Below are 25538 nucleotides of genomic sequence, written 5' to 3'. Positions count from 1 at the left end.
AAACATGTCATTTTACAGAAAGAAGACGGCGGGCGAGAATGGCTGCCATCTCCTCAGGAAAGAAAGGTTTCGCGATGACTTGCAGTGTGTTCGACCAGGCCCTCCAGCAGCACATGTGGAGCACCGACGAGATGCGCGACGTGTTCTCGGAGGAGAGCCGCGTGCAGAGGTGGTTCGACTTTGAGGCCGCGCTGGCTGCCGCGCAGGCCGAGTTGGGCATCATTCCCGCTGAGGCCGCTGCCGAGATCGGAGCGAAGGCGCGGGTGGCGGACATCGACCTGCCGGCGCTGGCGGCCGAAACGCGCCGCGTGAAGCACCCGCTGGTACCGGCGGTGCGCGCGCTCCGGCAGCGCTGCGCCGGGGGGCTGGGCGAGTTCGTGCACTTCGGCCCGACCTCGCAGGACGTCTACGACACCGGCATGATGCTCCAAGTTCGGCAGGCCCACGGCATCCTGATGCGCGACCTGGCCGCCGTGGGGCGCGAACTGTACCTTCTGGCCGACGAACACAAGCACACGCCGATGGCCGGGCGCACCCACGCCGTGCAGGCGCTGCCGATCACGTTCGGCCACAAGTGCGCGATCTGGCTGTCCGAGCTGGACCGCCACAATGAGCGCATGCAGGGACTCGAGCAGCGTACCTTTGTCGGCCAGATGGTGGGCGCCGTCGGCACGCAGGCGTCGTTCGGGGCACAGGCCGGCGAGCTGGAGCGGCGCGTGATGGCGCGCCTCGGGCTTGGCGTGGCGCCGATCAGCTGGCAGCCCGCGCGCGACCGGCTGGGCGAGTATGTCAGCTTGCTGGGCCTTGTCGGCGCCACGCTGGGCAAGATCGCCAACGCCATCATGAACCTCGAGGGCGACGAGGTGGGTGAGCTCGCCGAGCCGTTCAGCGACGGCAAGGTGGGCTCCTCCACCATGCCACACAAGCGCAACCCGGCCGTGGTGGAGACCGTGGTGACGCTCAGTCGCGCCATCCGCTACAGCGTGGCGATGATGCACGACGCGCAGATGGCCGAGCACGAGCGCGACGTGGCCGCTGTGCGCATGGAGTGGAAGGCCGTCCCCGAGGCCTGCATGATGGCCGCGGCCATGCTGCAGATGATGCAGTACGCGCTGTCCGGCCTGACGGTGAACGCCGCGCGCATGCGCGCCAACCTCGATTTGCTGGGCGGTTTCCTGATGTCCGAGCGTGTGATGTTCGCGCTCGGCGGGAAGGTCGGCAAGCAGACCGCGCACGAGCTGGTCTATGCCGCCGCCATGCAGGGCATGGAAAGCGGCATGACGTTCGAGCAGGCGCTGTCCCGCCATCCCGCCATCCGCGCGGCCATCGAGCCAGCCGAGCTCAAGGCGCTGCTCGACCCGGCCACCTACGTGGGGCTGGCCCCGCAGATCGTGGAGCGCTTCCTGGGCCAGGTGCGGGAGAGCGGCTGGCCCGGCTGAAGGCGCCGCCGGCCTGCACAGGCCCCGCACGGCGCGAAAAAATCACAAGACATCGCAAGACAACACAGGAGACACACCATGAACAGGATCGCCGAGACATTGCGACAGCTGGGCGCGCTGGCACTGCTGTGCGCGGGCGCCATGATCGCCACCCATGCGGCCCACGCGCAGGCCGACACCTACCCGAGCCACCCGGTGCGCCTGGTCGTGCCCTATCCCGTGGGTGGAGGCGGGGACACCGTCGCCCGGCCACTGACGCTGTACATGTCGGAGCGCATGGGCCAGCGCATCATCGTCGACAACCACGGCGGCGCCAACGGCAATATCGGCATGGACATGGTCGCCAAGGCGCCGCCCGACGGCTATACGCTGGCGCTCGCGCTGACCTCGCAGCTGGCCGTCAACCAGAGCCTGTACCGCAAACTGCCGTATGACCCGGTCAAGGATTTCGAGCCCGTCTCACTGCTGGCCTCGGCGCCGTACTTCCTCGTCGTGCATCCTTCTGTGCCGGCCAAAACCCTGGCCGAGTTCATCAAGTTGGTCAAGGCGAATCCCGGCAAGTACACCTACGGCTCGTCGGGCAACGGCAGCGGCCCGCACCTGTCGATGGAGTTGCTGAAGTCCATGGCCGGGCTCGATCTCGTGCACGTGCCGTTCAAGGGCACCGGGCCCGCCATGCCCGCGCTGCTGGCGGGGCAGGTCAACGCCATGTTCGCTAGCTATGGCGTGGCGTCGCAGCAGATCAAGGCCGGCAAGCTGCGCGTGCTGGCGGTGTCCACCGCGCAGCGCGCGCCCTCCATGCCCAATGTGGCCACCATCTCCGAGGCCGGCGTGCCCGGCTATGAGTCCAACGTCTGGTACGCGCTGCTGGCGCCACGCGGCACGCCGCGTCCGATCGTCGCCAAGCTCAGCGCCGAAATCGCGGAGCTGATCAAGAGCTCGGACCTGCGCAAGCGCTTCATGTTCGACGGCATCGTCCCGGTGGGGTCGACGCCCGAGGTGCTCGGCGCCTACATCCAGTCCGAGAGCGTCAAGTGGTCCGCCATCGTCAAGCGCTCGGGCGCCACCATCGACTGAGCGTGGCCAGCACTCCCATCCCAGCCACGCCCACAGGAAATCCACAATGAAGATCGAACGCGTAGAGGCCATCGCCGTGCGCATCCCGCTGAACAAGGTGTTCTCCGGCAGCTCGTATCAGGTCGACAGCCGCGCCACGGTGATTACCCGCCTGCACACCAGCTCCGGCCTGGTCAGCGAAGTCTACAACGGCGACCCGCGCGAGCACGGCCCCGAGATCGCCCGCATGATCGAGCAGGACATGGCGCCGCTGCTGATCGGCGAATCCATCCACGCGTGCGAGCGCATCTGGGAAAAGCTGTTCCGGCTAACGATCCGGGCCGCAGACCGGGCGCTGGTCATGAACGCCATCGCCTGTGTCGATGCGGCGGTGTGGGACCTGGCGGGCAAGGTGCTCGGCGTCAATGTGTGCCGCCTGATGGGCGGCTACCGGCAGGAGATCCCGATCATCGCCATTGCCGGCTATTACCTCCCGGGCAAGACAGCGTCCGATCTGGCCGGCGAGATGGCCTGGCTGCGGTCGGTGGGTATGGCCGGCTGCAAGGTGAAGGTGGGCGGCCTGTCGCCCGAGGAGGATGCCGAGCGCGTGAAGCATGCGCGCGAAGGCGGCGGCGCGGACTTTCTGCTGGCAGTGGATGCCAACCGCGGCTGGAGCGTGGCGGAGGCGACGCGCTTCGCGCGGCTGGCGGAGCCATACGACATTGCGTGGTTCGAGGAGCCCTGCCACTGGCACGATGATGTGCGGGGCATGGCCGCGGTGCGCCAGGCCACCTCGATCCCTATCAACGCGGGGCAGAGCGAGGTCAGCGCGGCGGGCGTGCGCCGGCTGCTGGACGCGGGCGCGGTGGACATCGTCAACTTCGATGCCTCCGAAGGCGGCGGCCTCACCGAATGGCGCCGCGCTGCAGCGGCCTGTGCGCTAGCCGGCGTGCGCATGGCGCACCATGAAGAGCCGCAGATCGCTTCGCACATGCTGGGCGCCGTGCCGCATGGGATCTGCGTGGAGTGCTTCCCGGACCCCGACCGCGACCCGATCTTCCCCGGTATGTGGGCGAACCCGCCGCGGATAAAGGACGGCATCCTGTCGATCCCGCAGGGCCCCGGGTTCGGCATCGAGCTGGACTGGGACATGGTGAAGCGGTACCGGCTGAACTAGGGGATCTCCGGTGGCGCCGGGCCCCGGCACTGCCCCACCTCGGTTGCTGCCCCGGCTTCCTCGCTTCCCATTCATGGGGTAATCGAATGGAAGGGACTTTGGGTCGGCCGGAAGAGCACCTTTACCTTCCACGTATGCGGCCATCGGTTCCGTGCTCGGCCCTGCATCCACGCCGCTCGACGCCGCTCCCGACGCCGCCCTGCAGGCCGCGCTCGTCGCCAATGTGGCCGCGCTGCGCACGCAGTTTCCGGAGACCCGCGCGCTCTACCGCGAGGTCTGCGCCTTGCTCTCTTTCAGGTATGGCATCACCCCCACCGCCAACAGKCTCTACGGCCTGGTGCGCAAGCGCAGCATGGGCACGCCCACCGAGGTGCTGGCGCAGTTCTGGGCTGATACCGTTGCACCTTAAAGAAGCAACTCAGACCAATCGATTGATAAAAACTCAAGCGAACCTGCCGGAAATCTCGTTTGTCGGCGCATGGGCCAGGGACCAATATCCAGTCATGGATTTGCCAATGCCAATGCCAATCCCATCGACAAGGAGACAACGTGTCAACTCAGCCCTACCTGCTGTGGAGTTCAGACTCCCCTCCAGCCTTGCTGGCGTCCCGTGACCAGCGCACCGGCGAATGGATATTTCCGGCTGTCCCCGACGATTCTCCGCTGGCGGCGCGCCATGCCAGCGCGCCCGTCACCGGCGTCGGACTGGTCTACAGCTTTACTGTGATCCACCCTGCGCCGAAGACCGGCCAGCCACCGTACGCGCTGGGCTACGTGGACTTTCCCGGTCCGGTGCGCATCTTCGGCCGTCTGGTGGGCAAAGAGCGCCCCACGATCGGCGACCGGTATGTACCGCAGCCTGACGAGACGTACGGATACGTGTTTCACGCCATTGAGAACTAAAGGGTAGCGCCATGCAAGATATCTACATCTCGGGGGGCGCGATGACCCCGTTTGGCCGCCATGCGGGCGTGCTCGCGCCGGAGCTGGCACAGCAAGCCATACTGAAGGCCATCGACGACGCGGGGGTCTCCGTCCACGACATCCAGGCCGTCTACTGCGCCAACGTGCTGGGCGGCATGATCCTCGGGCAGTTGATCGTGCGGGATCTCGGCCTGCGTGGCGTTCCCGTCTACAACGTGGAGAACGCCTGCGCGAGCGGTGCGACCGGTGTACACCTTGCGCGGCATGCGCTGCTCTCGCAGCAGTACGACACGGTGCTGGTGTTTGGCATCGAACAGCTGACCGCGCTCGGCGGCGGCACCATTCCGCTGCAACGCAACGACCACAAGACCGATCTCTACGCCACGGCGGGCATGGTGCTGCCCGCCGTGTATGCCATGCGCGGCACCCGGTTCCTGCATGAGCGCGATGCCTCGCCCAAGGATCTGGCGGCCATCGCGGTCAAGAATCGCCACAACGGCGCGCTGAATGAATTTGCCCAGCAACGCACGGAAGTCACGATCGAAGAGGTGCTGGCCTCGCGCATGATTGCCGATCCGCTCACGTTGCTGCAATGTTGCCCGTCACAGGTGGACGGCGCGGCGGCGGTTGTTCTGAGCACGCGGCACCCCGCGCAGTCCAGGCCGGTCAGGGTGTTGTCATCGGTGGTCGTCTCGGGCCTTCGCGAGCAGGCCGACGACGACATCCTGGACGCGGAGATCACCGCCCGCGCTGCGCGCCAGGCCTACGAGCAAGCTGCACTGGGTCCGCAGGACGTCAACGTGGTGGAACTGCACGACGCGTTCACAATTGCCGAACTGCTCTACTACGAGGCACTAGGGCTGGCGCCGCATGGTGAAGCGGTCCCGCTGCTTCGTTCCGGCGCTACGCAGCTCGGCGGCCGCGTGCCGGTGAATCCCAGTGGCGGCCTGCTGGCCAAGGGCCATCCGCTGGGCGCCACCGGTATCGCGCAGATGGTGGAGGTGATGTGGCATCTGCAGGAACGCGCCGGCAGCCGCCAGGTCGCGGGGGCGCGCATTGGCCTGACCCAATGCACCGGCGGCGGCATCGCTGGCGTGGATCACGCGGCGTCGTCGGTTCACCTGTTGGGAGTGTGACATGAGCACGGACAATGATCTCCGGCAAGTGGCCGTCATCACCGGGGCCGCGCGGGGCATAGGCCTCGGCATCGCTACCCGGCTGGCGGAACAGGACCTGGCCGTGGCCCTGCTCGACCGCGATGCCGCGGCGCTGACCGATGCCGTGGCGGGGCTCATCCATGCGGGCCACCGGGCCATGGGGGTCACCGTGGACCTGACAGACTCGACTGCCGTCAACGGCGCGTTTGATCACGTGGCGAGGAAGCTCGGCCGCATCGATTGCCTTGTGAACAACGCTGGCGCCGTGCGCGACATGCGCTTCCTGAAGATGACGGACGACGACTGGGACCTGGTGATCAACACCAACCTGCGTTCGCAGTTTCTTTGCTGCCGTGCCGTGCTGCCTGGCATGGTGGAGCGGGGCTACGGCCGCATCGTCAATATCTCGTCGCGGGCGTGGCTGGGCGGCTTCGGCCAGGCCAACTACTCGGCCGCCAAGGGCGGCGTGGTCAGCCTGACGCGCTCGCTGGCCATCGAGTTCGCGTCCAAGGGCATCACGGTGAACGCGGTGGCGCCCGGTATTGTCGATACGCCGCTGTTCCGCAACTTCGCGCCGGACGTGCAGGTCAGACTGCAAAAATCGGTGCCCGCACAGCGCATTGGCACTGCCGGGGACATCGCCAATGCGGTCAGCTTCTTCCTGGCGCCGAATGCCTCGTATGTCACTGGACAGACGCTCTATGTGTGTGGCGGCCGCAGCCTGTCGTCGCCGAGCGTGTAAGGAGCCGTCATGACTGTGCATCTCACTATCGACGGGCCCGTGGCTATGCTGGCCTTTGACCGGCCCGACGCGTTGAACGCGCTGGATGTGGCCACGTTGCGCGACCTTCGCGAACACCTGACCGCCATTCGGGACCGCGACGACATTCGCGTGGCCGTGCTCACCGGCACTGGCACACGTGCGTTCTGCGTCGGCGCGGACCTGAAGGGGACGCAAACATCGCCGGCGAGCTACCCCAAGGCGCTGTTCCGGGCGCCCGATCCCGCCGCCGACCTGGGCCTCTACATTCGCCTGATGGACCTGTCCGGCCTCTCGTTCTGGAAGCCGCTGATCGCCGCCATCAACGGGCACTGCCTGGGTGCCGGGCTCGAGATTGCCCTGCAGTGTGATATGCGCATCGCATCGACGCATGCCACCTTCGGACTGCCTGAGGCCGCCGTCGGCTCCATCCCGGCCGTATCAGGCCTCCATCGGCTACTCAAGGCCGTGCCGTCCGCCCATGCGATGCAGATGGCCCTGACCGGGGAGCGCATCCACGCGGCCGACGCACAGCGCATGGGCCTGGTCTCGGAAACCGTGGAACCGGACCAGCTGCTTGACCGTGCGCTGGCATTGGCGCACGGGGTGGCCCGCAACGCGCCACTGGCGGTGCAAGCCATCAAGAAGCTGTCGCGCCAGACGGCTCATTTGAGCGAAGCCGATGCGCAGGATCTTACGGAACTCTACTGGGGGGTCCTCCGCGACACCAACGACCGGATAGAAGGCCGCAAGGCCTTTGCCGAGAAGCGCCCGCCGAAGTTTGCCGGCCACTGAAATCACGACGCGTAACGACACTGAACATCAGGAGACAACCATGACAACCATTTTCCAGGCCGCGCGCGCCATGCTGGCGTGCGCCGTCACAGCATTCGCATGCGTCGCCACGGTCCCGGCGACCGCGCAATCCGCCTACCCGCGCAAGCCCATCACGCTGGTCGTGCCGTTTGCACCCGGCGGCGGCAATGACATCCTCGCGCGCCTGATCGCGCCGAAGATGAGCCAGCAACTGGGCCAGACCATCGTGATCGAGAACAAGCCTGGCGCGGGCGGCAATCTCGGCGCCGATTTCGTGGCCCACGCCGCGCCGGATGGCTACACGCTTGTCATTGCGTCGAGCCAGGTGACCATGAACCCGTACCTGGGCATGAAGGTCCCGTTCCGGATCGAGCGCGACTTCGAGCCCGTGGGGCTTATCGGCTCGGTGCCGCTCATGCTGGTCGCCAACCCCGACCAGCCGTACAAGACCCTGAAGGAATTCATCGACTACACCCGCGCCAACCCGGGCAAGGTCAGCTACAGCAGTCCCGGCCCGGGCACGCCGCAGCACCTGGCGGGCGAAGTCTTCGCCAAGCTGAACAAGACCGAGCTGCTGCACGTGCCCTATCGGGGCACCGGTCCGTCGATCACCGACCTGATGGGGGGCCAGGTGCAGGTCTCATTCGCTACGTTCGCTTCCGCCATCCAGTACGTGCGCGCCGGCAAGCTGCGCGCGATTGGCATCGCCGGCCAGCGCCGCACCCCGCTGATGCCGGATCTGCCCGCCTTTGGCGAAGCCGGCCTGAAGGGCTACGACGCCGAGCTCTGGTACAGCCTGCTGGCGCCGGCCAAGACGCCGCGCGCCGTGGTCGATAAGATCAACGCCGCGCTGCTGACCGCGCTGAAATCGCCTGATGTGGTGGACCAGTTCGCCAAACAAGGCTTCGAGGCCAAGGGTTCCTCGCCCGACGAACTCAAGGCCTTCATAGGCCGGGAAATGACACGGTGGCAGCGCGTCATCTCCGAGAACAACATCAAGGTGGCGCTGTGAATCCCTCCATCGACAACCCTTTGCTTGACTCGCTCGGCATCCGGTTGACGCACGTCGCCCAGGGTCACTGCACGTTCGAACTTGACGTCGCCCCCCGGCACCTGAACCGCCAGGGCACGCTGCAGGGGGGCGTCAGCGCGACGCTTCTCGACGCCGCGTGCGGCTACGCCGGGCTGCAGGGCGAAGATGGCGCCCTGGGGAACGCCGTCACGCTGATGCTGACGATCAGCTATCTAGGCAAGGTCAGCACGGGGCGGGTACGCGCCGAGGCAACCGTGACCCGCGCCGGTCGCAGCATCTATTTCTCTTCCGCCGCACTGGTGTCGGAAGCGGGAGAACGGATCGCGACGGCCCAGGGCACCTTCAAGCTGGCCCGCGATGCCCGCGATACCGGCAACACGAGCGATACCAGGGGTGGATGATCATGCTGCGCAATGCTCTGGATGGACTGACCGTCATCGATTTCACGCAGATCGGCGCAGGCCCCACCTGCACCATGCTGCTGGCCGATATGGGGGCGCGCGTGATCAAGGTGGAGCCGCCCACCGGCGAGCTGGGGCGTGTTCTCGGCCCCGGCTGGATCGGCGATGACAGCGCCCTGTACCATGCGTTCAACCGCAACAAGCTCGGCGTTTCGCTCAATCTCAAGACCGCGGAAGGCATCGCGGTGGCGCGCAGCCTCATTGCCGACGCCGATATCGTGGTCGAAAGCATGCGCCCTGGCGTGATGGACCGGCTCGGGCTCGGCTATGCGGTGCTCGCGCAAGACCATCCGGCATTGATCTACTGTTCGATCTCGGCTTACGGCCAGAGCGGCCCCTACGCCGATCGCGCGGGTGTGGACGGCATCCTGCAGGCGGATTCCGGACTCATGAGCCTGATCGGCACGGTAGACAGTGAGCCGTGCAAGGTGCAGGCGCCTGTCGTCGACGTGATGACGGGATATGTGGCCGTGGTCGGCATCCTGGCCAAGCTGGCGCAGCGGGCCCGCGACGGTCAGGGCGGCCATCTCGATGTCAACCTGCTAAATGCCGCGCTCGCATTGCAACAGTCGTCGCTTGCCAGTTACCTGGCCGACGGCGAACTGCCCGTGCGCGCCGGCAGCGCCGCGCCATACTCCGCGCCCAACCAGGCGTTGCAGACCGCCGATGGCTGGATCATGGTGGCGGCCTACATGCCGGACCGGTGGCGCCGCCTGTGCGAAGTGCTTGGCCTGCCCGGACTGGTCGACGACCCGCGCTTCGCCACATCGCCACTGCGCGTGGCTAATCGCGCGCAGATGGTGGAGGAACTGACGCAGGTCTTCGTCACGCGCACCACCGATGCCTGGCTGGCCATCCTGCGCCCGGCCGACATCCTGTGTGCACGTGTGGCGACTTATGCCGACGTGACGCAGCATCCGCAGGTAGCCGCGAACCGCATGCTCGCCGAGGTCCGGCATGCCACGCTGGGCGCCATCCGCATGCCGGGTTTCCCAATCAGCAGCACCGTCAGCAACGCGCAACCGATGCGCCCCGCGCCCGGCTGCGGGCAGGATACGGCCGCCGTGCTGCATAGGCTTGGCTATGCGGCGGGCGAGATATCCGCGCTCCGCGAGTGCGGCGCGATCCACTGCGCGTAGGCCGCGCCTGTGATGTTCCAATTCGCAACCGATGGTTTCCATTGAAACGAAATCCATCACTCTAGTGAGTCGAAAGCATCGGGCCTACATTGGTATCAACGGCGACGCAGACAAGTTCGGCAAGGCGCCCACAAGCATCTACCCTCGACATTGTTCAAGGAACGAATCATGACCTTCCGGTACTGCAACCTGTCACGCGTGAGGCTTTTCAGGTGCGAATTGCGAGAGCAGCCATTTGCGGAAGGTCGCCATGGTGGCGCTCTCGCTACGGTGCGCCGGTGTGAGCAGGTAATATGTGAACTCGCCCATGTCCACGGCCTGCCGGAATGGCGCCACGAGTTTGCCCGTGGCCAGGTCGTCTTCCACAAGGAAGCGCTGGGCCATGGCGAACCCTTGGCCTTCCAGGGCGGCCGCGTACGCCATTGCCGAACTCTGGTACGTCATGCCGCTGCGCGCGTCCACCAGTTTGTCCGCCTTGGCGGCGGCGAGCCAGACGGCCCAGTCGTCGGGCCGGGCAATCGAATGCAGCAACACCTGGCGGTGCAGGTCCGCTGGCTTGCGCACCTTCCTGGCCAATGCGAGGCTGCATACCGGCGCCAGAATGTTGGATACAAGGCGATAGGCGTTGGCACCATCCCACTTGCCGTCGCCGAGCCGAATGGCGCCATCGATGTCCTCGCGCCGAAAGTCCACCGGATCGAGCGATGCCGTGAGCAGCACCTCGATGCCAGCGTTCGCCGCGTGAAAGCTGGACAGCCGTGGAATCAGCCAGCGCATGGCGAACGTTGTATAGGCCCGCACCTTGAGTTGGGTGCGTCTGGTGCGTCGCGTCAACCGGATGGTGGCCTCGCGCAGCCCGTCCATCGACTTCGATACGGCACGGTAGTAGTCCTCGCCAGCGCGCGTGAGGGATATCTGCCGATGTCCGCGCAGCAGCAACTGAATACCGAGGGCATCCTCGAGGGTGCGGATCTGCCGGCTGACCGCACCTGGCGTGACATGGAGCTCCTCTGCGGCAATCGTGATGCTGAGGCGGCGCGCGACGGCTTCGAAAGCCCGCAACGCGTTCAAGGGAGGCAAGCGATCCATGAGCAGGTCCTTGCTACGGTTGAGGATTTCTCAATCATACGATGACGTGCCACGTGCCCCAATATTGCGCGTCACATCGTCGTAATGGTGCGAACAGAATGCGAACAGAACATGCCTTGTAAAGAGTACCGTGGTGTGCATAAAGTAAATGGGCACACAGTTGTTTCAATCAACGGACTTGCCGATGCCATCCATCGCCGCTGGGCATGTCCTTGCTTCAACAATGCGACTTCGGCGTACCTGAGTCATTGAAGCGGCAGCAACCGACCTCCGCATACGTCCGTCAAGCCCCGTTTCAAGGAGTGGAAGCACATGCAAGATCCAGCGAATCAGGACCAAGCCCGTATGGGTGCAAGCGACGACGGTCCCGTGCACCCGCCCGGCTTGTCGCGGCGGCGCCTTCTGCAGCCGGTCGGCGTCGGCGCGTCTGGCGTCGGCGTGGGGGGCACTGCGTTGTCCGCTGCCCCATCCAATGCGGAGGCCGCTCCCGCGACACCGCGGTCCACCGACGGCTATCCGGTTACCCTCAAGGTCAACGGCACGGTCCACAAGCTCACCGTGGCACCCAATGCCATCCTGCTCGACATGTTGCGCGACCAGCTACATCTGACCGGCACCAAGAAAGGTTGCGACCACGGGCAATGCGGCGCCTGCACATTGCACGTCAACGGCGTGGCGGTCAACGCGTGCCTCTCTCTCGCGGTGATGCACGATGGCGATGAGATCACAACCATCGAAGGACTGTCGCGCGACGGCAAGCTGCATCCGATCCAGCAGGCGTTCTGGGACCACGACGCCTATCAGTGCGGCTATTGCACGGCGGGCCAGATGATGAGCGCGGTCGGCATACTCCAGGACAAGCGCATTCCATCGGACGAACCCGCGGTGCGGGAAGCCATGAGTGGCAACATCTGCCGCTGCGGCGCCTACAAGAACATCGTGGCGGCGATCCAGGACGCCCGCGGCAAGATGAAGAAAGGGGCTCTCTGATGCGTACATTCGAATACTCACGCGCGGCCGATGTGGAACAAGCCATCGCGCTGCATGCACGCAGCGCGGACACCGTGTTCCTGGCTGGCGGAACGACATTGCTGGACCTGATGAAGCTCGACGTCATGCAGCCGGCGCATGTGGTGGACATTCACAAGCTCGGGCTCGATCGGATCGAAGTGGCCGGCGACGGGCGCGTGCGGATTGGCGCGATGGTCAGCAACACCGAGCTGGCCCGGCACAAGCACATCGAGAAGCACTACCCGGTGTTGTCGCAAGCCCTGCTGTCGGGTGCCAGCACGCAACTGCGCAACAAGGCCACGACCGCGGGAAATGTGATGCAGCGCGTGCGCTGCGGCTACTTCCGCGACGGTGTCTCCCCGTGCAACAAGCGCACGCCGGGGTCGGGCTGCGCGGCAATCGACGGACTGAATCGGAACGTGCATGCTGTGCTGGGCGGCAGCAAGCAGTGCATTGCGGCGCATCCTTCCGACATGTCCGTGGCGATGGTTGCCATTGGCGCCACCATTCACCTGCAAGGTGCCAAGGGCAAGCGCGATGTTCCGTTCGCCGACTTCCATCTCCTGCCTGGCGAGACGCCGTGGAAAGAGCACGCACTGGATGCCGGCGAGATGATCACGCATATCACGCTCGATGCGCCGATGTCTGGCGGCAAGTCCGCGTATCTGAAGCTGCGTGACCGTGGCTCTTTCCAGTTCGCGCTCGCGTCGAGCGCCGTGGTGCTTGCGCTCGACGGCAAGACCGTGCGCGATATCCGCATCGCGCTCGGCGGCGTTACGACCAAGCCGTGGCGCGCGGCCAAGGCGGAGGCGGTCATGCGTGGCAAGCCGGTATCCGAAGCGCTGATCCACGAGGCCGCCGCCGCCGCGATGTCTGGCGCGCAGTCATACGGACAGAACGGCTTCAAGATTCTGCTCGGCCAGCAGGCCGTCATACGAAACCTGTCGCGCCTGACGGTATAAGGGAGACCTGCGTGAACAACACTGGTATTGGCGCATCGCCGCGCCGCATCGATGGCCGGCTCAAGGTGACCGGCTCCGCATCCTATACCGCCGATCGTGCAATGCCTGGCATGCTGCATGCCTATGGCGTGTACAGCACCGTGGCCAGCGGCCGGATTGCTGGCATCGACATGAACGACGCGCGCCGTGTGCCGGGCGTGGTCGATGTCCTGCACAACGGGAACTTCCTGCGCCTCTACAAGACGCCGAAGAGCCCGATCTCAGGCGCAACCATTCTGACCGCATCGATCACCGACGAACACCGCCTGCCATTCGAGGACAACACGATCCACTATGGCGGCCAGATGGTGGCGCTGATCGTCGCCGACACGTTCGAGCATGCGCGCGAGGCTGCCTATCGCGTCAAGGTGCAGTACACGGGCACCAAGCCGGTCATCGATCTTGAACAAGGCATCAAGGCGAATGGCCTGCGCGATGGCGGCCGTGCGCATTCGCGCGGCGCGCCCGAGCCGGCGTTCGACCAGTCGGCCGTCAAGGTCGACGCGATCTATCGCACCCCGGTCGAAACCCATAACCCGATGGAGATGCATGCCACGCTGGCGTGGTGGGAGGGCGGCGACCTGCACCTGTACGAGGCCACCCAGGGCGCGACGGTGCATCGCAATACCATCGCGCGGATCTTCGGGCTCACGCCCGAGAGCGTGACCGTCGACGCGCCGTTTATCGGCTCTGGATTCGGCTCGAAGCTGTTCCTGTGGCCCCATTCCGTGGCAGCCAGTGCGGCGGCAAAGATGACCGGGCGCCCCGTGAAGCTCGTGGTGCCACGCGCGTACATGTTCACGACTACCGGACAACGACCCGAAACGCGGCAGCGCGTGCGCCTGTCGGCCGGCACCGATGGCAAGATCACGTCGATCCGGCACGAATCGGTCAACACCACGTCGTTCATCGAACAGTATGTGGAGAATTGCGGCGGGATGACCCAGAGTCTCTATGCGTGCCCGAACGTGACGGTGAGCCATCACACGACCAATGTTCACCGTGGCGCGCCGACATCGATGCGGGCGCCAGGCGCCGCCCCCGGCCTGTTCGCGCTGGAATCCGCCGTCGACGAACTGGCGCTGACCTGCCGCATGGACCCGGTGCAGTTCCGGCTTGCCAATATTGCCACGCGCGACGAAAGCCTGAATCTGCCCTGGTCCAGCAACCACCTGCGCGAGGCCATCGAACAGGGCAGCCGCAAGTTCGGCTGGAACAAGCGCGATCCACGACCGGGCTCGATGGTGGATGGCACCGAAGTGATCGGCTACGGCATGGCGGTCTGCAACTGGGACGCATGGCGCACGCCGGCTGAAGCCCGCGTCCACCTGCGAAGCGATGGCACCGCAGCCGTGACCTGCGCGGTCCAGGACATCGGCACCGGCATGTACACGATCGTGGCGCAGGCAGTGAGCGAGCTGACCGGGCTGCCCTTCGAGAAGATCGACGTCAAGCTCGGCGATTCATCGTTCCCGGCAGCGCCGGTGGCGGGCGGATCGTGGGCCACGGCCAGCGTTTTGCCCACCGTGGCCGAGGCCACGCGCAACGCCATCGCCCAGCTTCGCGCGTTCGCCACGCAGGAAGGCGCCGACTTCGCCGGGGCCAAACCTGATACGCTGACGATGCAGAACGGCTGCCTCACCGATGGCAAGCGCACCGTCGACTTTGCGTCGATCCTCGATGCGCAGCGGTTTGCCAGCGCGGAAGGCTTCGCCCGTACCGGCGGCGCGCCCAACCTGGACAAGCTGTCGTTCATGTCCTTTGGCGCCCACTTCGTCGAAGTCCGCTGGGACCCGGGCATTTCACGGCTGCGCGTCTCGCGGGTAGTCAGCGCGATCGATGTCGGGCGCGTCATCAACCCGGTGACGGCCAGGAACCAGGTGGAAGGCGCCATCGTCATGGGCGTGGGGATGTCGCTGTTCGAGGCCACGGAGTACGACGAGCGCAACGGGATGCCCGGCAATAACAACTACGCCGAGTACGTGATGCCGGTCCATGCCGACCAGCCGCAGATCGACGTGATTCTGCTCAACTATCCCGACCTTGAGTTCAACGAGTTTGGTGCGCGTGGTATCGGGGAGATCGGCATTACGGGCTTTGCCGCGGCGGTGGCCAATGCGGTCCATCACGCCACGGGAAAGCGCGTGCGTGACCTGCCGATCACCATGGAAAAGCTGATGAACATGCCAGGCGAAACCGCTTCCTGAGCGGCGGCCCTGCACTGGATGTTGCGGAGCGGAGGAGAACCGGTTATGTGTATCAGCTGGGACTCGATCTGACAGATAGTCGGGCTGTTGAGTCGAGAAGCGCGACGACGGGCTTCTCCGTCTGGCCGGCAACAGGATCACGGTCCAGATAGTGCTGGTAGGCGCCCTCGACGAAAGCCGGGCAGCAAAACGCAGCGATGCGCGGCGCGCGAGTACTGTCTGGCGAGGCGGTGAGGCGGGCGGGCGCGGGCCAGCAGGAGCGCCTCAGTGCGGTGCGCTCATGCCGGCATTCTTCATGCCGGCAATGCTGGTGGCGGTTTCGTTGCTTTCTGTCTCGTGGACCGCATTCAGCTGTCGAGATTTGGGTATGCTGGTCAGGTAGGACGTGGCCGTGGGACTCCATCAGTCGGCCCTGTCCATACTGACGGCCGGTGCAAGCTGGTGTGCTGGCGCGTGGTGATCGTGTCGACGGTGTGCGCGACGCAGACGGCCAGCAGGGCGATCTGATCAACCCGCCGCAGCCGAGTACCACCTGGAGGGACGCCGCTGGCTGCCGGCCGTCCTGCGCCAGCCGGGTGCGGCGCCCGCTTCCAACGAATTCCATGCGATCACTGAACCGCACGGCTACCTGCGGACGAAGCGGTGGATCTGTTCGCCTCGCTGCAGAGATGACTGCCCGATCTTCAATGTCCCCCATCACGGCAGCGCGATCGCCCTATGCGACGAGGCGATCCAACGGCTCGGCAACATCAAGCGGAACCGGCAGGGACCGGGACAAGCACCATCCGGCTCCGCAGCTTGTTGCAAGGATGGAGGCGCACGACTTAAACCCGGCCCGCAACGTCACATGCTGCCCGACGACAAGCTTCGCGTTGTCCGTTCTCGCGGCCGGCTTCTCCGCCGGAGAGGCCGACCAGCTGCGGCGCGCGATGGCTGCGCGCATCGTCACCGGCATGCTGGAGCGTGGCTACGACCTCGAATTTGCGGAGAGCGTGTGTCGTAGATGGCCAGGCAGACCCTCCGGGATGCCGCCGGCATTGGTGGGCATCGTGTTGAAGTCGAGGCGTTCCATGTCAGGCCTCCTCGGTAATGTGGGATGCGCAGGCATCCTGCTGCAGGTCCCGTCGGCAAAGTAGTGCTCGTGGAACGGCGGGAAAGTCGTGGCGTTCAATTCGAGATTCCCTGTCCGCAGCCGGCCGCCCTTTTTGTGCCGTAGTTGTGATCTTTGTGATCCGCTCCGTCCGTGCCAGTCAACGCGCAGAGCGAACTGAGATTGGCCGCGCTGATCTTCTTGTCGTCCCGCCCTTTCAGCGCCCGCTTCACGGTGCGCCAGGACCGCCGCGGCTGTTGGCAATCAGGCGCTGGAAGCGCGCCTGGCCATCGGGGAAATACTGGTGGATCTCCACCTTCGGCCGATTGTCCAGGCGCAAGACCGCCAGGCAGTGCTCGAACAGGTCGGCATCGAGCGCGCGCAACTCGGTGAGATCGAACGGATAGGCCTGGCCGTTGTAGAGGCCAGCCAGGAAGCGCGCCGCGATGCCGGCCTGGAGGCTGTCGCCCTCCGCCACCTCAGCCAGGTGCACCAGCGAGTCGAGGCCCATGTCGATATCCTGGGCCCGCACCGCTTCGGCACGCTGGGCCACAGTCCGCATGCCGCGCGCATTGGTGAAGAGCTCGTTCGCAATCTTCAGGAAGGCCTCCACTAGGTGCTGCGGTACCTGGTGGGTGATGGCTCGCGTTTTGGGCCGGGGTGGGAGGCTCATGGCGTTGTCTCCGAGGGTGCGGATTCGATGATGAAATTCGCCGCAGCATGGCTCGCGTTGCAGGCGCATCCGCGGGCTTCCCTTGCATTCCGGATGATATTTCTCCGGGATGCCGACTCACCGTGGCGAAAAAGCCATGCACCACCCGTGAGGGCTGATAGGGCCCTCCAGAATCTTGCATGTGCCTGTTTCCGAATCCGGCGCGGTCGGTGGCCTGAACGAAGTACAGTCGGAGCACGACCGACCATCCTTTGGGCTTTCCTGGTAATGGAGCATCCCCTTCGTCGCCGAACCGGACTTGGCGGACGGCGAGTGAATCGCAATTGGAATCAGAGCAATGGATCCCAGCATGATCGTGCTGCGACGAAGCATATTTCGGCGCGATAACGGTATGATTTTTTTCATGGCACATCCTCCCTGGTACAGGGCTTAGAACATGAACCACGCATAGAAGAACAGGGTGTTGTTATCCGCTGCGCGTCGGAGCGTGCTGTCGTAGTTCGAGTGGCTACCATTGAACTTGGTATAGCCCGTATATTGAAGTCCGAAGCGGACGTTCATCTGCGGGTCCCACGCAAACTTGAACTTCGGCCAATAGTCCAGCTCGACGATATAGCCAGACGTATCCGGCTTGCCTGTGGTCGTGCCAAACCGCGCGAAATCGGCGTCGCCTGTCACCTTGAATGCACCGGCGGTGATGCCATAGGTGCGGTCGAACAGATAGGTGACCTTGGCTCGAGTCGAACGCAGGTTCGAGCTGGGATTGTCATTGCTGCCGTTGGGAAAGCCCGATCGCCAGTCGGTTTTCTCCTTGATCATTGAAGCCTGTGCGCTGATGATATGGCGATCGTTTTTAGTAAATAACTGGTACTGGACATCGAATCCAAGATCGCGAAACCGGTCCCCGGGATTTGTACTGTCCGGTACCTCGACCGTCGCAATCGTTCCAAAGTGGCCGATCGTGAAATTCTGGTTCTCACCGTCAAGGGTGTAGGCGATTCGCCAGTACGGATTGGCGCCGTGGAGCGAAACTCTTTGACTATCCGGGGTGCCCGCGCGCAAAACCGATAGTGCCCCATTCGCCGTTTGATATGAGCTCGCCTCAAGGTAGAGCGAATCCAGCACGTAGGCATAGCCACCAATCCCGGCTACCCGCGCACCCGACTCAATAAACGTTAGTGTGCCTCGGCCTGGGGCCGCGATACTCGGGCTCCAGTACGGAAAGCTCCACGCCGGTGTGGTATTAAAGACGTCTTGAACGGTGGGGTTGTTGTTTAGCGTCAGGCCGAAAATCGTTGGCTTTTCTTCCGAACCAAACGCTTTCACCAGGCGCAGATCCGTATTGTCGAGCGCACTATGGCCAAAGAACGTCTGGTTATCCGTGGTGCTGACATTGTTGTAGGTCCACTGGATGAAAGCCCCGGCGTTATCTGTGATCTTTCCGCCGGAAAACAGGCTGATGGCCTCTGCAACAAACGCGTCATTCTTGCCATAGAGTTTATCGCCGGTCGACTTGTCAGAATTGTCGTTGATGGAATTGCGAGAGAAGACCGCCATCAGGGCTAGCGGAACCTTCTCGCGTTCACCCATTGTGTATCCGCCTAGTTTGAATTTCCGGCCGAATGGTGTCAGTTCGGGATAGATCGTGTGGCAGGAAGAACAATTCAGGCCCGTTTGCCTTGCGAAAAGCGGATTGGCTTCGGTACGCGAAATGAAGCCGAAACATGCAATCAGCCATAGCATGACTACGGCGCCTCTCGTTAATGCGAAGGGGGTATTCATTGCGGTACTCCCGTCTGTTATCGGTTCTGCTCCAGCTTGTAGGAAATTCTAGGTCGCTCGCGCGCAGTCTATAAGGGGTAGATGTACTCCTGATCATCAGGGTGCATTCACTATTGGTTTGCTCGGAACAGATTGCCGTCGCCGCGCTTAAAGAAGCCAGAGCTCCATCGGGCGGATTTCCAACGACGTCGGCAAGTACCCAAGTGCACTAGCGGCAGCGCCGCGGCGGATTGTCGAGGTCACGCCCGGCACGGGCGCTATCGGGCGGAACTGGATTCGATGGTTCGCCCTACCGCTTCGGTAGGGAACCAACCCATGCCGCGCTTCCATGCTCGTCTGCACAATTCAGTTGGGGGATATCCAGATGCGTGCTCGCGTGTTACCACCCTTGCCGAGGGTCAGCGTTCTCATTGCGTCCTTCGCATTGGGCATGGCTTGCTCGAGCGTGGCGAGGGCCCAGATCTTCGGTTCCGTGAGTGCCGATGGATCGATCATGCTGACAAACAGTCCTGGCAATCCGGCGCTGCGCGTGGTTGTTACCGCTAACGAGCCCGCAGCAAGCGGTGCAAGAAAAGACATTGCCGCCGCTTCCCCAAAGTCAATGGATTCCGCCCAGTACTCCGAGATCATTGCCGAAGCGAGCCGCGATGCGCGGGTGCCCCGCGAACTGATAACGGCGGTGATTGCAGTCGAATCCGGATACAACCCAAATGCGGTGTCCAAGAAAGGCGCGCGCGGCTTGATGCAATTGATGCCGGAGACCGCCAGGCGTTTCTCTGCGGGCGACATACTCAATCCCCGCGACAATGTACTGGCGGGCGCCAAGTACTTGCGCTTTCTTCTGGATCTGTTCAAAGAGGATATTGAGTTGGCACTGGCGGCGTACAACGCGGGAGAGAATGCGGTGATCCGGGCGGGCTATCACATCCCGGCTTATGCGGAAACGCAAAGCTATGTACCGTTGGTCATGGCACACTATCGGCGTTTGAGCGGTACCAAGAGCTATCCGTAGGCGTCGGTCGCGCTCGCCGGGCGCTTAAAGCCAATGACAACCCGCCTCCGGCCTGCGGCAGGCGGGAGGCGTCTGCCGTCATTGCTGTATCGTCGCGTGTTGCACCTGGGCACCGATGAACCCGGCGCTCGCGTTCTTGAGGGCGAGCACCTGCAGTTGCTGGCGAATTGCGCCCTTCATCTGATCGAATGTCGGCACATGTGTCGCACGCTTGGCATCCAGCTTGACGATCACGCGAACGTTGTCGACGGCAATCGGCGCCAGCGTAACGCCGCCGACGGATAGTTGCGTCACTGCCCGCGCGACGGCCAACGGCACACCTTGCGTCTTTCCCTCGGTCGCCGGGGTCTTGAAACTGACCCACGGCATTTCACCACTGTCTTCCTTGCTCGACGCAATGCTGTACTCGCGCACGAGCGCTTCGAAGGCAACACCTGATTTCAATCGTTCCAGCACCTTCGCCGCCGTAGCATCGTCCGCCACCGAAAGAATCCGTAGTTTGTACTCCTCCTCGCCCATCGAGCCAACAATCTCGCTGTAGCGGGCCTTGACCTGCGCGTCGGTGATCGGATCGGGATGGATGTTGTCCCGCAGGTAGAGTTCAGTCTCCGCTGCGGCTTTGCTTGCGTTGACCGCTTCCTGCACTGTTGGCTTCATGCCATAGTTCTGTTTTTCGGCACCCTGCCGCAACACCTCCCGCGCAATGAGTTCCTGCTTGAACAGTTGGCGCAACTCCGGCGTATCTGGCTGACGCGCCGCGCGCATAGCGTCGCTGAGCCGCGCCAGCGGGATCGCCACGCCATTCACGATCGCCAAGGTGTCCGTCGGCAGGCTGCCGTTGCCTTTGCTGGCGGCCTCCTGGGCGTAAACCGGTACCGCCTGGCCAAGCGCGAAGGCGAAGGAAACGGCTACGAGGGTCAAGGCGTTCGTATTCATTTGCGCATCCCGGTGAGTGTCGCCAACAAGATCGCTGTCTTGGGTCGAGAAATGATCGGCTGCGTCCGTCCACATTCGTGCAGGTCTTCTCCTAGCAATGTTCGACGGCGCGCGCTCATTGCCCGGAAGCCGGCGCGGATGCTGTTCATATCGCCCCCCCATTCTTGATGGCGGCGGCACGTGACGGCGCTCAATTTGCTCCTGGCCATTGCATTGTGCCGGCGGCCTATCAGGCTTGCCATGGGTCAACCTCCTACAGATGAGGTAGGGCCGCCCACCAAGGGACGACATCGCGCAGGCAACTAACGTGGAGTCGTGACGCAGTCCACCTGGCATAGGGGGATTTTCCCCATGAAGTTCGGCGTGGATCCCTACTTTGTCTTATCTCCTGTCTGGTCCAGCATGAGAGCAGGGTCCCAGACTGGCGCCGACTCATCCGCACGCCATGATCACCGGGCCCCGTCCGATCAATGCGCCACGGCAAAAACTGAACGCGGCTTACGCCGGTGCTTTCGTTATCAGGACGCACGCCGGTGCGCAATGAGACTACGAGCGTAATAAGGGGCTCCGCGGGCCCATACCGTGGAGATCCCGCCCCCCGGGATTTCCCGGGTCTTCGTTGAATTGCTGAGGGAGATCATCATGAACAAGCTCACTGCCACCGCTCTCGCCTGCTGCCTGACGTTCGCGGCCGCTGGCGCCTTCGCTGCCGATACCACGGTAAGCGGGATGGTCATCGAGAGCCCGACGGGTCACCATGCCACTGCAGAGGAAGGAGCCCAGAGCGACGTGACGAACTACCACGGCATGGCAGCAGAACCGATGAAGGAAGAGCCGGCGAGCCCCGACAGCATGACCGAGCGAAAGATGAAAGAAGAACCGATCAGCCATGACACCATGGCCGAAGACGGGGTAAAGAGCGACACGGAGCAATAGCCCAGGCGGTGCCCTTGCACTGCGATAGGGTTGGGGGGCCGCGCTTCGTGTGCAGATCGGGCCGGACTTACTGATCGGCTGTGGATCGGGATGACGTGTGATCGCGCCACAGGCATTCGGATCGCGGATGAGGGCAGCGTTTCGCTTCGACTTCCTTGCCAACTCGCTTCGCCGCGAGCAGGGCGGATCATGTAGCAGATCCCCTTATTTGTTTCGGAGCCATCAAGCCAACACGGCCAGCGGAATACATATGGATGCCTCCTCTGCATTCAGGTGGCCATGTATGCCAGCCATGAAGAGAGACATTGTACCTATAACTATGCATTTAGCTCGCGGCCGAATGAATTGTGTGCCGTACATCACTAATCCATCTGGTTGGTATATCTCTGTGCATTTCCTTCCTAGCCTTTGTATGACGGAGAAGAGACAACGGGTGACATCATGAAAAAAAGGGCAGGGCAGGCCGCACCGGCTTGCCGCCGGAGCGCCATGCCTACGAGAAACGCGCCGCAGCCGCAGGGCCGACCGCCGGGGAAGGAACGACTCCTTGCGAGACTGCCCCTGAGCCCCGGTGGACGCCGCTCGGCGATCCATTCCATGTTTGTACAACAGCGGCGCCCAAAAGAGCGCCGGTTGCTTCGTTCGGATCAGCCGCCCGTTGGGGGCGATCACGTGGTGGCAAACAGTTTCGTGCTCTGTCCCCCGGCGGGCACTTTTTTCATGTCAGCGGCACGTGCGGCCGCGCAGTATCGAGATCAACGTCCTATGGGAGGTCACCGCCGCCTTGAGCCAATCGCGGCCCTGAAGATCAGAAAATGAGAAATAGCCCAGGGAGGGTGAACGTGAATATCAAATATAACGTATTGATCGTGGAAGATCATCATCTTCTACGAAGCGGCCTACGCTCGATGGTATCGGGCATTGCCGAGTTCAACGTAGTCGGCGAGGCGAAAGATGGCAGGGAGGCGTGTCATCTTGCGAGCTCACTGAGTCCGGATCTGATCCTGATGGATCTATCGATGCCGGGCATGAACGGGATCGATGCGATTGCAGCAATCAGACGCCGCACGCCATCCATTCGGATCATCGCTCTCACTGTTCACCAAAGCGATGAGTACGTCCGGGAAGCGCTGCGGGCTGGTGTCGATGGCTACGTTTTGAAGGATTCTTCATTCGATGATCTGGTTTTCGCAATGCATGCTGTCATGCAGGGAAAGAAGCATCTGAGTTCGGAAATGTACGGTAATCTCGTCGAATCCTTTGTTAGCGGAAATGACCATTCCGCTTCGAATAGCAATGCGTGGGATGTCCTTACGGCTCGGGAACGCAGCGTCCTGAAACTGGTTGCCGAAGGCAGATCCAATAAGCAGGCCGGGCAGTATTTGAATCTTAGTCCAAAAACGATCGAAAAATACCGTGCCAGTCTGATGCATAAATTAGGGATAACCAATTTGACCGGATTGGTTCTGATCGCAATCAATATGGGTCTGATTACTTCTCTGGCCAAGCGGTACTATGATCCGAATCGCAGCGAGGCGCCGCCGCAGACAATGGCTCCCGAAACTCCCAATGGCGCCGTGGGAAGCGGCGATGACGTGCTGGGCGGTCAGCCCGGCAGCCTTGCTGGAAACAATGACCTGCTCGGTGGTCCTCGTAACAACGCCCAGGAATAGGCTGGTTGGTGCCGTAGCGCCAATCAGCGACGTTAATTATGAGGGTGGCGCGGGCGGCGCAAGGGGAGCCCCCGCCCGGGGAACTGGCGCGGCAACGACGCGGATGCCTGGACCGCCGATTGGTGCGGGAAGGTTGCCGTTGCCCTCCCGCGGATCAGGTTCTCCATGTTGCGGAGACGAGGGTTCCGCTGCATTCACTTGACTGGAGCGAGAAACTTCCGCCGCCCGATTCGACGCGCTCTTGCATCCCGATCAGGCCCAGCCCCGAGAATGACGCGTCGCCCGCTGACAGGGGCAGATGCTCGAAGCCTATGCCATTGTCCTGTATCGTCAACAGGATGTCGCTGGCGACGCGCTGCAATGTCACCCTGATTTCGGTTGCTACCGCGTGCTTCACGACGTTGTTCATTGCCTCCTGGGCCACTCGGAACATATCCGCTTTGAGACTGTCTGGAATCTCGTCCTCCCTGACCGTGCACTCGAAAATGACGACAACTTTCCCCGAGCCGCGCTCTATCTGCCGGCAAAGAGATTCCAGCGCGGGGGCCAAGCCCAGATCATCAAGCAACCTGGGACGCAGTGCGTAGCAGACCTGGCGCACCTCGCCGATGGTTTCACGGATACGCAGCACCGTCGTGTTCAGTAACGAAATGGCTTCATCGACGCTACCCCGCTCGATGCGCAGCAGGGAATCTTCAACCATGAGCTTGATCAACGTCAATGCTTGCCCGAGGCCATCGTGGAGCTCGGACGAGATGCGTTTCCGCTCTTTCTCCTGGCCTATCACCAGGTGCGAGTAGAGACGCCGAAGCTCGGATTCGGGACGGCTCAGGACTTCAAGGCTTCCGTTTTGCTGAAAGACGGGCTCCTCGAAGACAACCAGAAACGCGCTGAAATTGCCCTCGCTATCGGCAATCGGCTGCTTGTGCAACAAGACCTCGGTGTCGCGGCCCCCTCTTCCGCGTAAGACCGCGTCAAAAGATTGAGACACTCCCGACGAACTGCCGGAGAATCCTTCGCTAACCTTCTCCTGATCGCTGTCCCGAACCAGTTCGACAAGCGACTTGCCGATCAGGTCCGCAATCGAGTAGCCAAACATGGCGGCGGCACAACTGTTCGCCGACAGAAACCGTCCGCCCGGCGCGAGAATCGCCAGGGCCGTACCGCGAACGTCGGTTATCGCGCGGATGACCTTGTTGCTGGAAGGGATCGCGGCCATCATCTTGCGCATTGCATCGGTAACGTCACGCAGCTTCAGGTGCTCTCCTCCCTGGGGAGTGCTTTCGTCCATCGGAACTCCTAAAGTACTGATCCGGCCGCGGTCCGCGCGACATGGCCGGTAGGCGCTAATCACATCCCTACGCAAGGGCGATGTCCAGGAACACGGAAAGACGCCGCCTAAGGGTATTTCCCTTCGGGAGTGTCTTATTGTATGTACCCCGAATGCAAAATGCCAATGCGGCTCATTGCCATGGATGGGTGGAGGGTCTCTACCCATGTCGTTCGGCGGGGATCCCTACTTCTTTCCCATCGTGCTCTGGACAAAAATGAGGAAAAGGCCGCGGTTGGGTCGAGGCCACCGGTCGGAAGCAAGGGGTTCTCCATGCGCATCGATACGCAACTGATTCCGCTTGGCAGGCGCATATGCAGGCGCATGTGCCGGTGCATATCCAGGCCATGCCACCATCCGCGGATCGGGAAGGGCACGCGCCAAACCAAGGGCTTTACGCTGCTCGAACTGCTGGTGGTCCTGGTCATCATCGGCTTGCTGGCGGGCCTCGTCGCACCAAAGTACTTCGCTCAACTCGGCAAGTCAAATATCAACATTGCCAAGGCGCAGATTAACTCCTTGGGCAAGGCGTTAGACCAATATCGCCTGGACGTCGGGTCCTACCCTAGCACGGAAGAGCGGCTCGATGCCTTGATGGCCAAACCACAGAACGAGCCGCGCTGGAGCGGACCTTACCTGGAGAAGGCCGTACCGCTGGATCCGTGGGGCAAGCCCTATCAGTACCGCTCACCCGGCGAGCACGGTGACTACGACCTGGTTTCCTACGGCAAGGACGGACAAGTCGGAGGGGATGGCGAGAATGCGGATGTCACATCCTGGTAAGCGTGCGCTGCCAGCGCAGAGGTCGCGCGCCGGATGAATGGCCTGACAGGGAG

At 63.2% G+C, this 25538-nt stretch carries 25 protein-coding genes and 1 pseudogene; 19 read left to right on the top strand and 7 right to left on the bottom strand.

Annotated elements, in window-relative coordinates:
* Positions 1 to 74 precede the first annotated feature (74 nt).
* The 11 genes and pseudogenes from purB to AC1DQ3_RS22460 all read left to right on the top strand — a co-directional run bounded on the left by purB (position 75) and on the right by AC1DQ3_RS22460 (position 9962).
* Positions 75 to 1439, top strand: a complete 1365-nt coding sequence (gene purB, locus AC1DQ3_RS22510; protein ID WP_477122359.1) for an adenylosuccinate lyase — start codon at positions 75 to 77, stop codon at positions 1437 to 1439.
* Between the two features lie 78 nt (positions 1440 to 1517).
* Complete coding sequence (locus AC1DQ3_RS22505; RefSeq protein ID WP_477122358.1) at positions 1518 to 2516, top strand: Bug family tripartite tricarboxylate transporter substrate binding protein; 999 nt, start codon at positions 1518 to 1520, stop codon at positions 2514 to 2516.
* A 46-nt stretch (positions 2517 to 2562) separates the two neighbouring features.
* Entirely contained in the window at positions 2563 to 3672 is a 1110-nt protein-coding gene (locus tag AC1DQ3_RS22500) for a mandelate racemase/muconate lactonizing enzyme family protein (protein WP_477122357.1), read from the top strand.
* A gap of 199 nt (positions 3673 to 3871) precedes the next feature.
* Positions 3872 to 4066: pseudogene (locus AC1DQ3_RS22495) on the top strand (DNA-binding protein); the annotation flags it as partial.
* 155 nt (positions 4067 to 4221) lie between these two features.
* Positions 4222 to 4575: a Zn-ribbon domain-containing OB-fold protein gene (locus AC1DQ3_RS22490; protein WP_477122356.1), complete on the top strand. Its 354-nt coding sequence runs from the start codon at positions 4222 to 4224 to the stop codon at positions 4573 to 4575.
* A gap of 11 nt (positions 4576 to 4586) precedes the next feature.
* Entirely contained in the window at positions 4587 to 5732 is a 1146-nt protein-coding gene (locus tag AC1DQ3_RS22485) for a thiolase family protein (protein ID WP_477122355.1), read from the top strand.
* Between the two features lies 1 nt (position 5733).
* Complete coding sequence (locus tag AC1DQ3_RS22480; protein ID WP_477122354.1) at positions 5734 to 6495, top strand: SDR family NAD(P)-dependent oxidoreductase; 762 nt, start codon at positions 5734 to 5736, stop codon at positions 6493 to 6495.
* Between the two features lie 9 nt (positions 6496 to 6504).
* Positions 6505 to 7308 (top strand): enoyl-CoA hydratase/isomerase family protein, encoded by an 804-nt coding sequence (locus tag AC1DQ3_RS22475; RefSeq protein WP_477122353.1) that lies wholly within the window; start codon positions 6505 to 6507, stop codon positions 7306 to 7308.
* 40 nt (positions 7309 to 7348) lie between these two features.
* Positions 7349 to 8341 carry a tripartite tricarboxylate transporter substrate binding protein gene (locus AC1DQ3_RS22470; RefSeq protein WP_477122352.1) on the top strand — a complete coding sequence of 331 codons (993 nt, stop codon included), beginning with the start codon at positions 7349 to 7351 and terminating at the stop codon, positions 8339 to 8341.
* Positions 8338 to 8763 (top strand): PaaI family thioesterase, encoded by a 426-nt coding sequence (locus tag AC1DQ3_RS22465; protein WP_477122351.1) that lies wholly within the window; start codon positions 8338 to 8340, stop codon positions 8761 to 8763. Before AC1DQ3_RS22470 ends, AC1DQ3_RS22465 begins: the two co-directional genes overlap by 4 nt.
* Before the next feature lie 2 nt (positions 8764 to 8765).
* The gene (locus AC1DQ3_RS22460; RefSeq protein WP_477122350.1) at positions 8766 to 9962 is read left to right on the top strand and encodes a CaiB/BaiF CoA transferase family protein; all 1197 of its coding nucleotides are present in this window, start codon (positions 8766 to 8768) and stop codon (positions 9960 to 9962) included.
* A gap of 192 nt (positions 9963 to 10154) precedes the next feature.
* Here AC1DQ3_RS22460 and gcvA read toward each other — a convergent pair whose 3' ends face one another.
* Positions 10155 to 11051 carry a transcriptional regulator GcvA gene (gene gcvA, locus AC1DQ3_RS22455; RefSeq protein ID WP_477122349.1) on the bottom strand — a complete coding sequence of 299 codons (897 nt, stop codon included), beginning with the start codon at positions 11049 to 11051 and terminating at the stop codon, positions 10155 to 10157.
* A 345-nt stretch (positions 11052 to 11396) separates the two neighbouring features.
* Here gcvA and AC1DQ3_RS22450 point away from each other — a divergent pair, with 345 nt between their 5' ends.
* The 4 genes from AC1DQ3_RS22450 (at position 11397) to AC1DQ3_RS22435 (ending at position 16406) form a co-directional block, all read left to right on the top strand.
* Positions 11397 to 12041: a (2Fe-2S)-binding protein gene (locus tag AC1DQ3_RS22450; RefSeq protein ID WP_477122348.1), complete on the top strand. Its 645-nt coding sequence runs from the start codon at positions 11397 to 11399 to the stop codon at positions 12039 to 12041.
* Positions 12041 to 13024, top strand: coding sequence for an FAD binding domain-containing protein (locus AC1DQ3_RS22445; protein WP_477122347.1), 984 nt, complete (start codon positions 12041 to 12043; stop codon positions 13022 to 13024). The genes AC1DQ3_RS22450 and AC1DQ3_RS22445 overlap by 1 nt, the downstream gene beginning before the upstream one ends.
* A gap of 11 nt (positions 13025 to 13035) precedes the next feature.
* Entirely contained in the window at positions 13036 to 15270 is a 2235-nt protein-coding gene (locus AC1DQ3_RS22440; protein WP_477122346.1) for a xanthine dehydrogenase family protein molybdopterin-binding subunit, read from the top strand.
* 686 nt (positions 15271 to 15956) lie between these two features.
* Complete coding sequence (locus tag AC1DQ3_RS22435; protein WP_477122391.1) at positions 15957 to 16406, top strand: hypothetical protein; 450 nt, start codon at positions 15957 to 15959, stop codon at positions 16404 to 16406.
* Between the two features lie 183 nt (positions 16407 to 16589).
* Here AC1DQ3_RS22435 and AC1DQ3_RS22430 read toward each other — a convergent pair whose 3' ends face one another.
* From AC1DQ3_RS22430 to AC1DQ3_RS22415, 4 genes are all read right to left on the bottom strand, one after another.
* Positions 16590 to 17033 carry a DUF7673 family protein gene (locus AC1DQ3_RS22430; protein ID WP_477122345.1) on the bottom strand — a complete coding sequence of 148 codons (444 nt, stop codon included), beginning with the start codon at positions 17031 to 17033 and terminating at the stop codon, positions 16590 to 16592.
* 117 nt (positions 17034 to 17150) lie between these two features.
* The gene (locus AC1DQ3_RS22425; RefSeq protein ID WP_477122386.1) at positions 17151 to 17309 is read right to left on the bottom strand and encodes a high-potential iron-sulfur protein; all 159 of its coding nucleotides are present in this window, start codon (positions 17307 to 17309) and stop codon (positions 17151 to 17153) included.
* 153 nt (positions 17310 to 17462) lie between these two features.
* Positions 17463 to 18776: a cytochrome C gene (locus tag AC1DQ3_RS22420; protein ID WP_477122385.1), complete on the bottom strand. Its 1314-nt coding sequence runs from the start codon at positions 18774 to 18776 to the stop codon at positions 17463 to 17465.
* A gap of 384 nt (positions 18777 to 19160) precedes the next feature.
* The gene (locus AC1DQ3_RS22415) at positions 19161 to 19310 is read right to left on the bottom strand and encodes a hypothetical protein (RefSeq protein WP_477122390.1); all 150 of its coding nucleotides are present in this window, start codon (positions 19308 to 19310) and stop codon (positions 19161 to 19163) included.
* Here AC1DQ3_RS22415 and AC1DQ3_RS22410 point away from each other — a divergent pair.
* Positions 19246 to 19827, top strand: coding sequence for a lytic transglycosylase domain-containing protein (locus AC1DQ3_RS22410; RefSeq protein ID WP_477122384.1), 582 nt, complete (start codon positions 19246 to 19248; stop codon positions 19825 to 19827). The two genes, AC1DQ3_RS22415 and AC1DQ3_RS22410, sit on opposite strands and share 65 nt — an antisense overlap.
* A gap of 78 nt (positions 19828 to 19905) precedes the next feature.
* Here the strand turns inward: AC1DQ3_RS22410 and AC1DQ3_RS22405 are convergent, their stop codons facing one another.
* Positions 19906 to 20763, bottom strand: a complete 858-nt coding sequence (locus tag AC1DQ3_RS22405; RefSeq protein ID WP_477122383.1) for a peptidylprolyl isomerase — start codon at positions 20761 to 20763, stop codon at positions 19906 to 19908.
* A 642-nt stretch (positions 20764 to 21405) separates the two neighbouring features.
* Here AC1DQ3_RS22405 and AC1DQ3_RS22400 point away from each other — a divergent pair.
* The gene (locus tag AC1DQ3_RS22400) at positions 21406 to 21699 is read left to right on the top strand and encodes a hypothetical protein (protein WP_477122344.1); all 294 of its coding nucleotides are present in this window, start codon (positions 21406 to 21408) and stop codon (positions 21697 to 21699) included.
* A gap of 842 nt (positions 21700 to 22541) precedes the next feature.
* On the top strand, positions 22542 to 23372 hold the full coding sequence (locus AC1DQ3_RS22395) for a response regulator (RefSeq protein ID WP_477122343.1): 831 nt from the start codon (positions 22542 to 22544) through the stop codon (positions 23370 to 23372).
* A 154-nt stretch (positions 23373 to 23526) separates the two neighbouring features.
* Here the strand turns inward: AC1DQ3_RS22395 and AC1DQ3_RS22390 are convergent, their stop codons facing one another.
* Complete coding sequence (locus AC1DQ3_RS22390; RefSeq protein ID WP_477122342.1) at positions 23527 to 24663, bottom strand: PAS domain-containing sensor histidine kinase; 1137 nt, start codon at positions 24661 to 24663, stop codon at positions 23527 to 23529.
* A gap of 363 nt (positions 24664 to 25026) precedes the next feature.
* Here AC1DQ3_RS22390 and gspG point away from each other — a divergent pair, with 363 nt between their 5' ends.
* On the top strand, positions 25027 to 25485 hold the full coding sequence (gene gspG / locus AC1DQ3_RS22385; protein WP_477122382.1) for a type II secretion system major pseudopilin GspG: 459 nt from the start codon (positions 25027 to 25029) through the stop codon (positions 25483 to 25485).
* Positions 25486 to 25538 lie beyond the last annotated feature (53 nt).

Source organism: Cupriavidus sp. 01T418, assembly GCF_056398885.1.
Note: the sequence above shows the minus strand (reverse complement) of the source record. Positions and strands in the feature narration are given on the sequence as shown.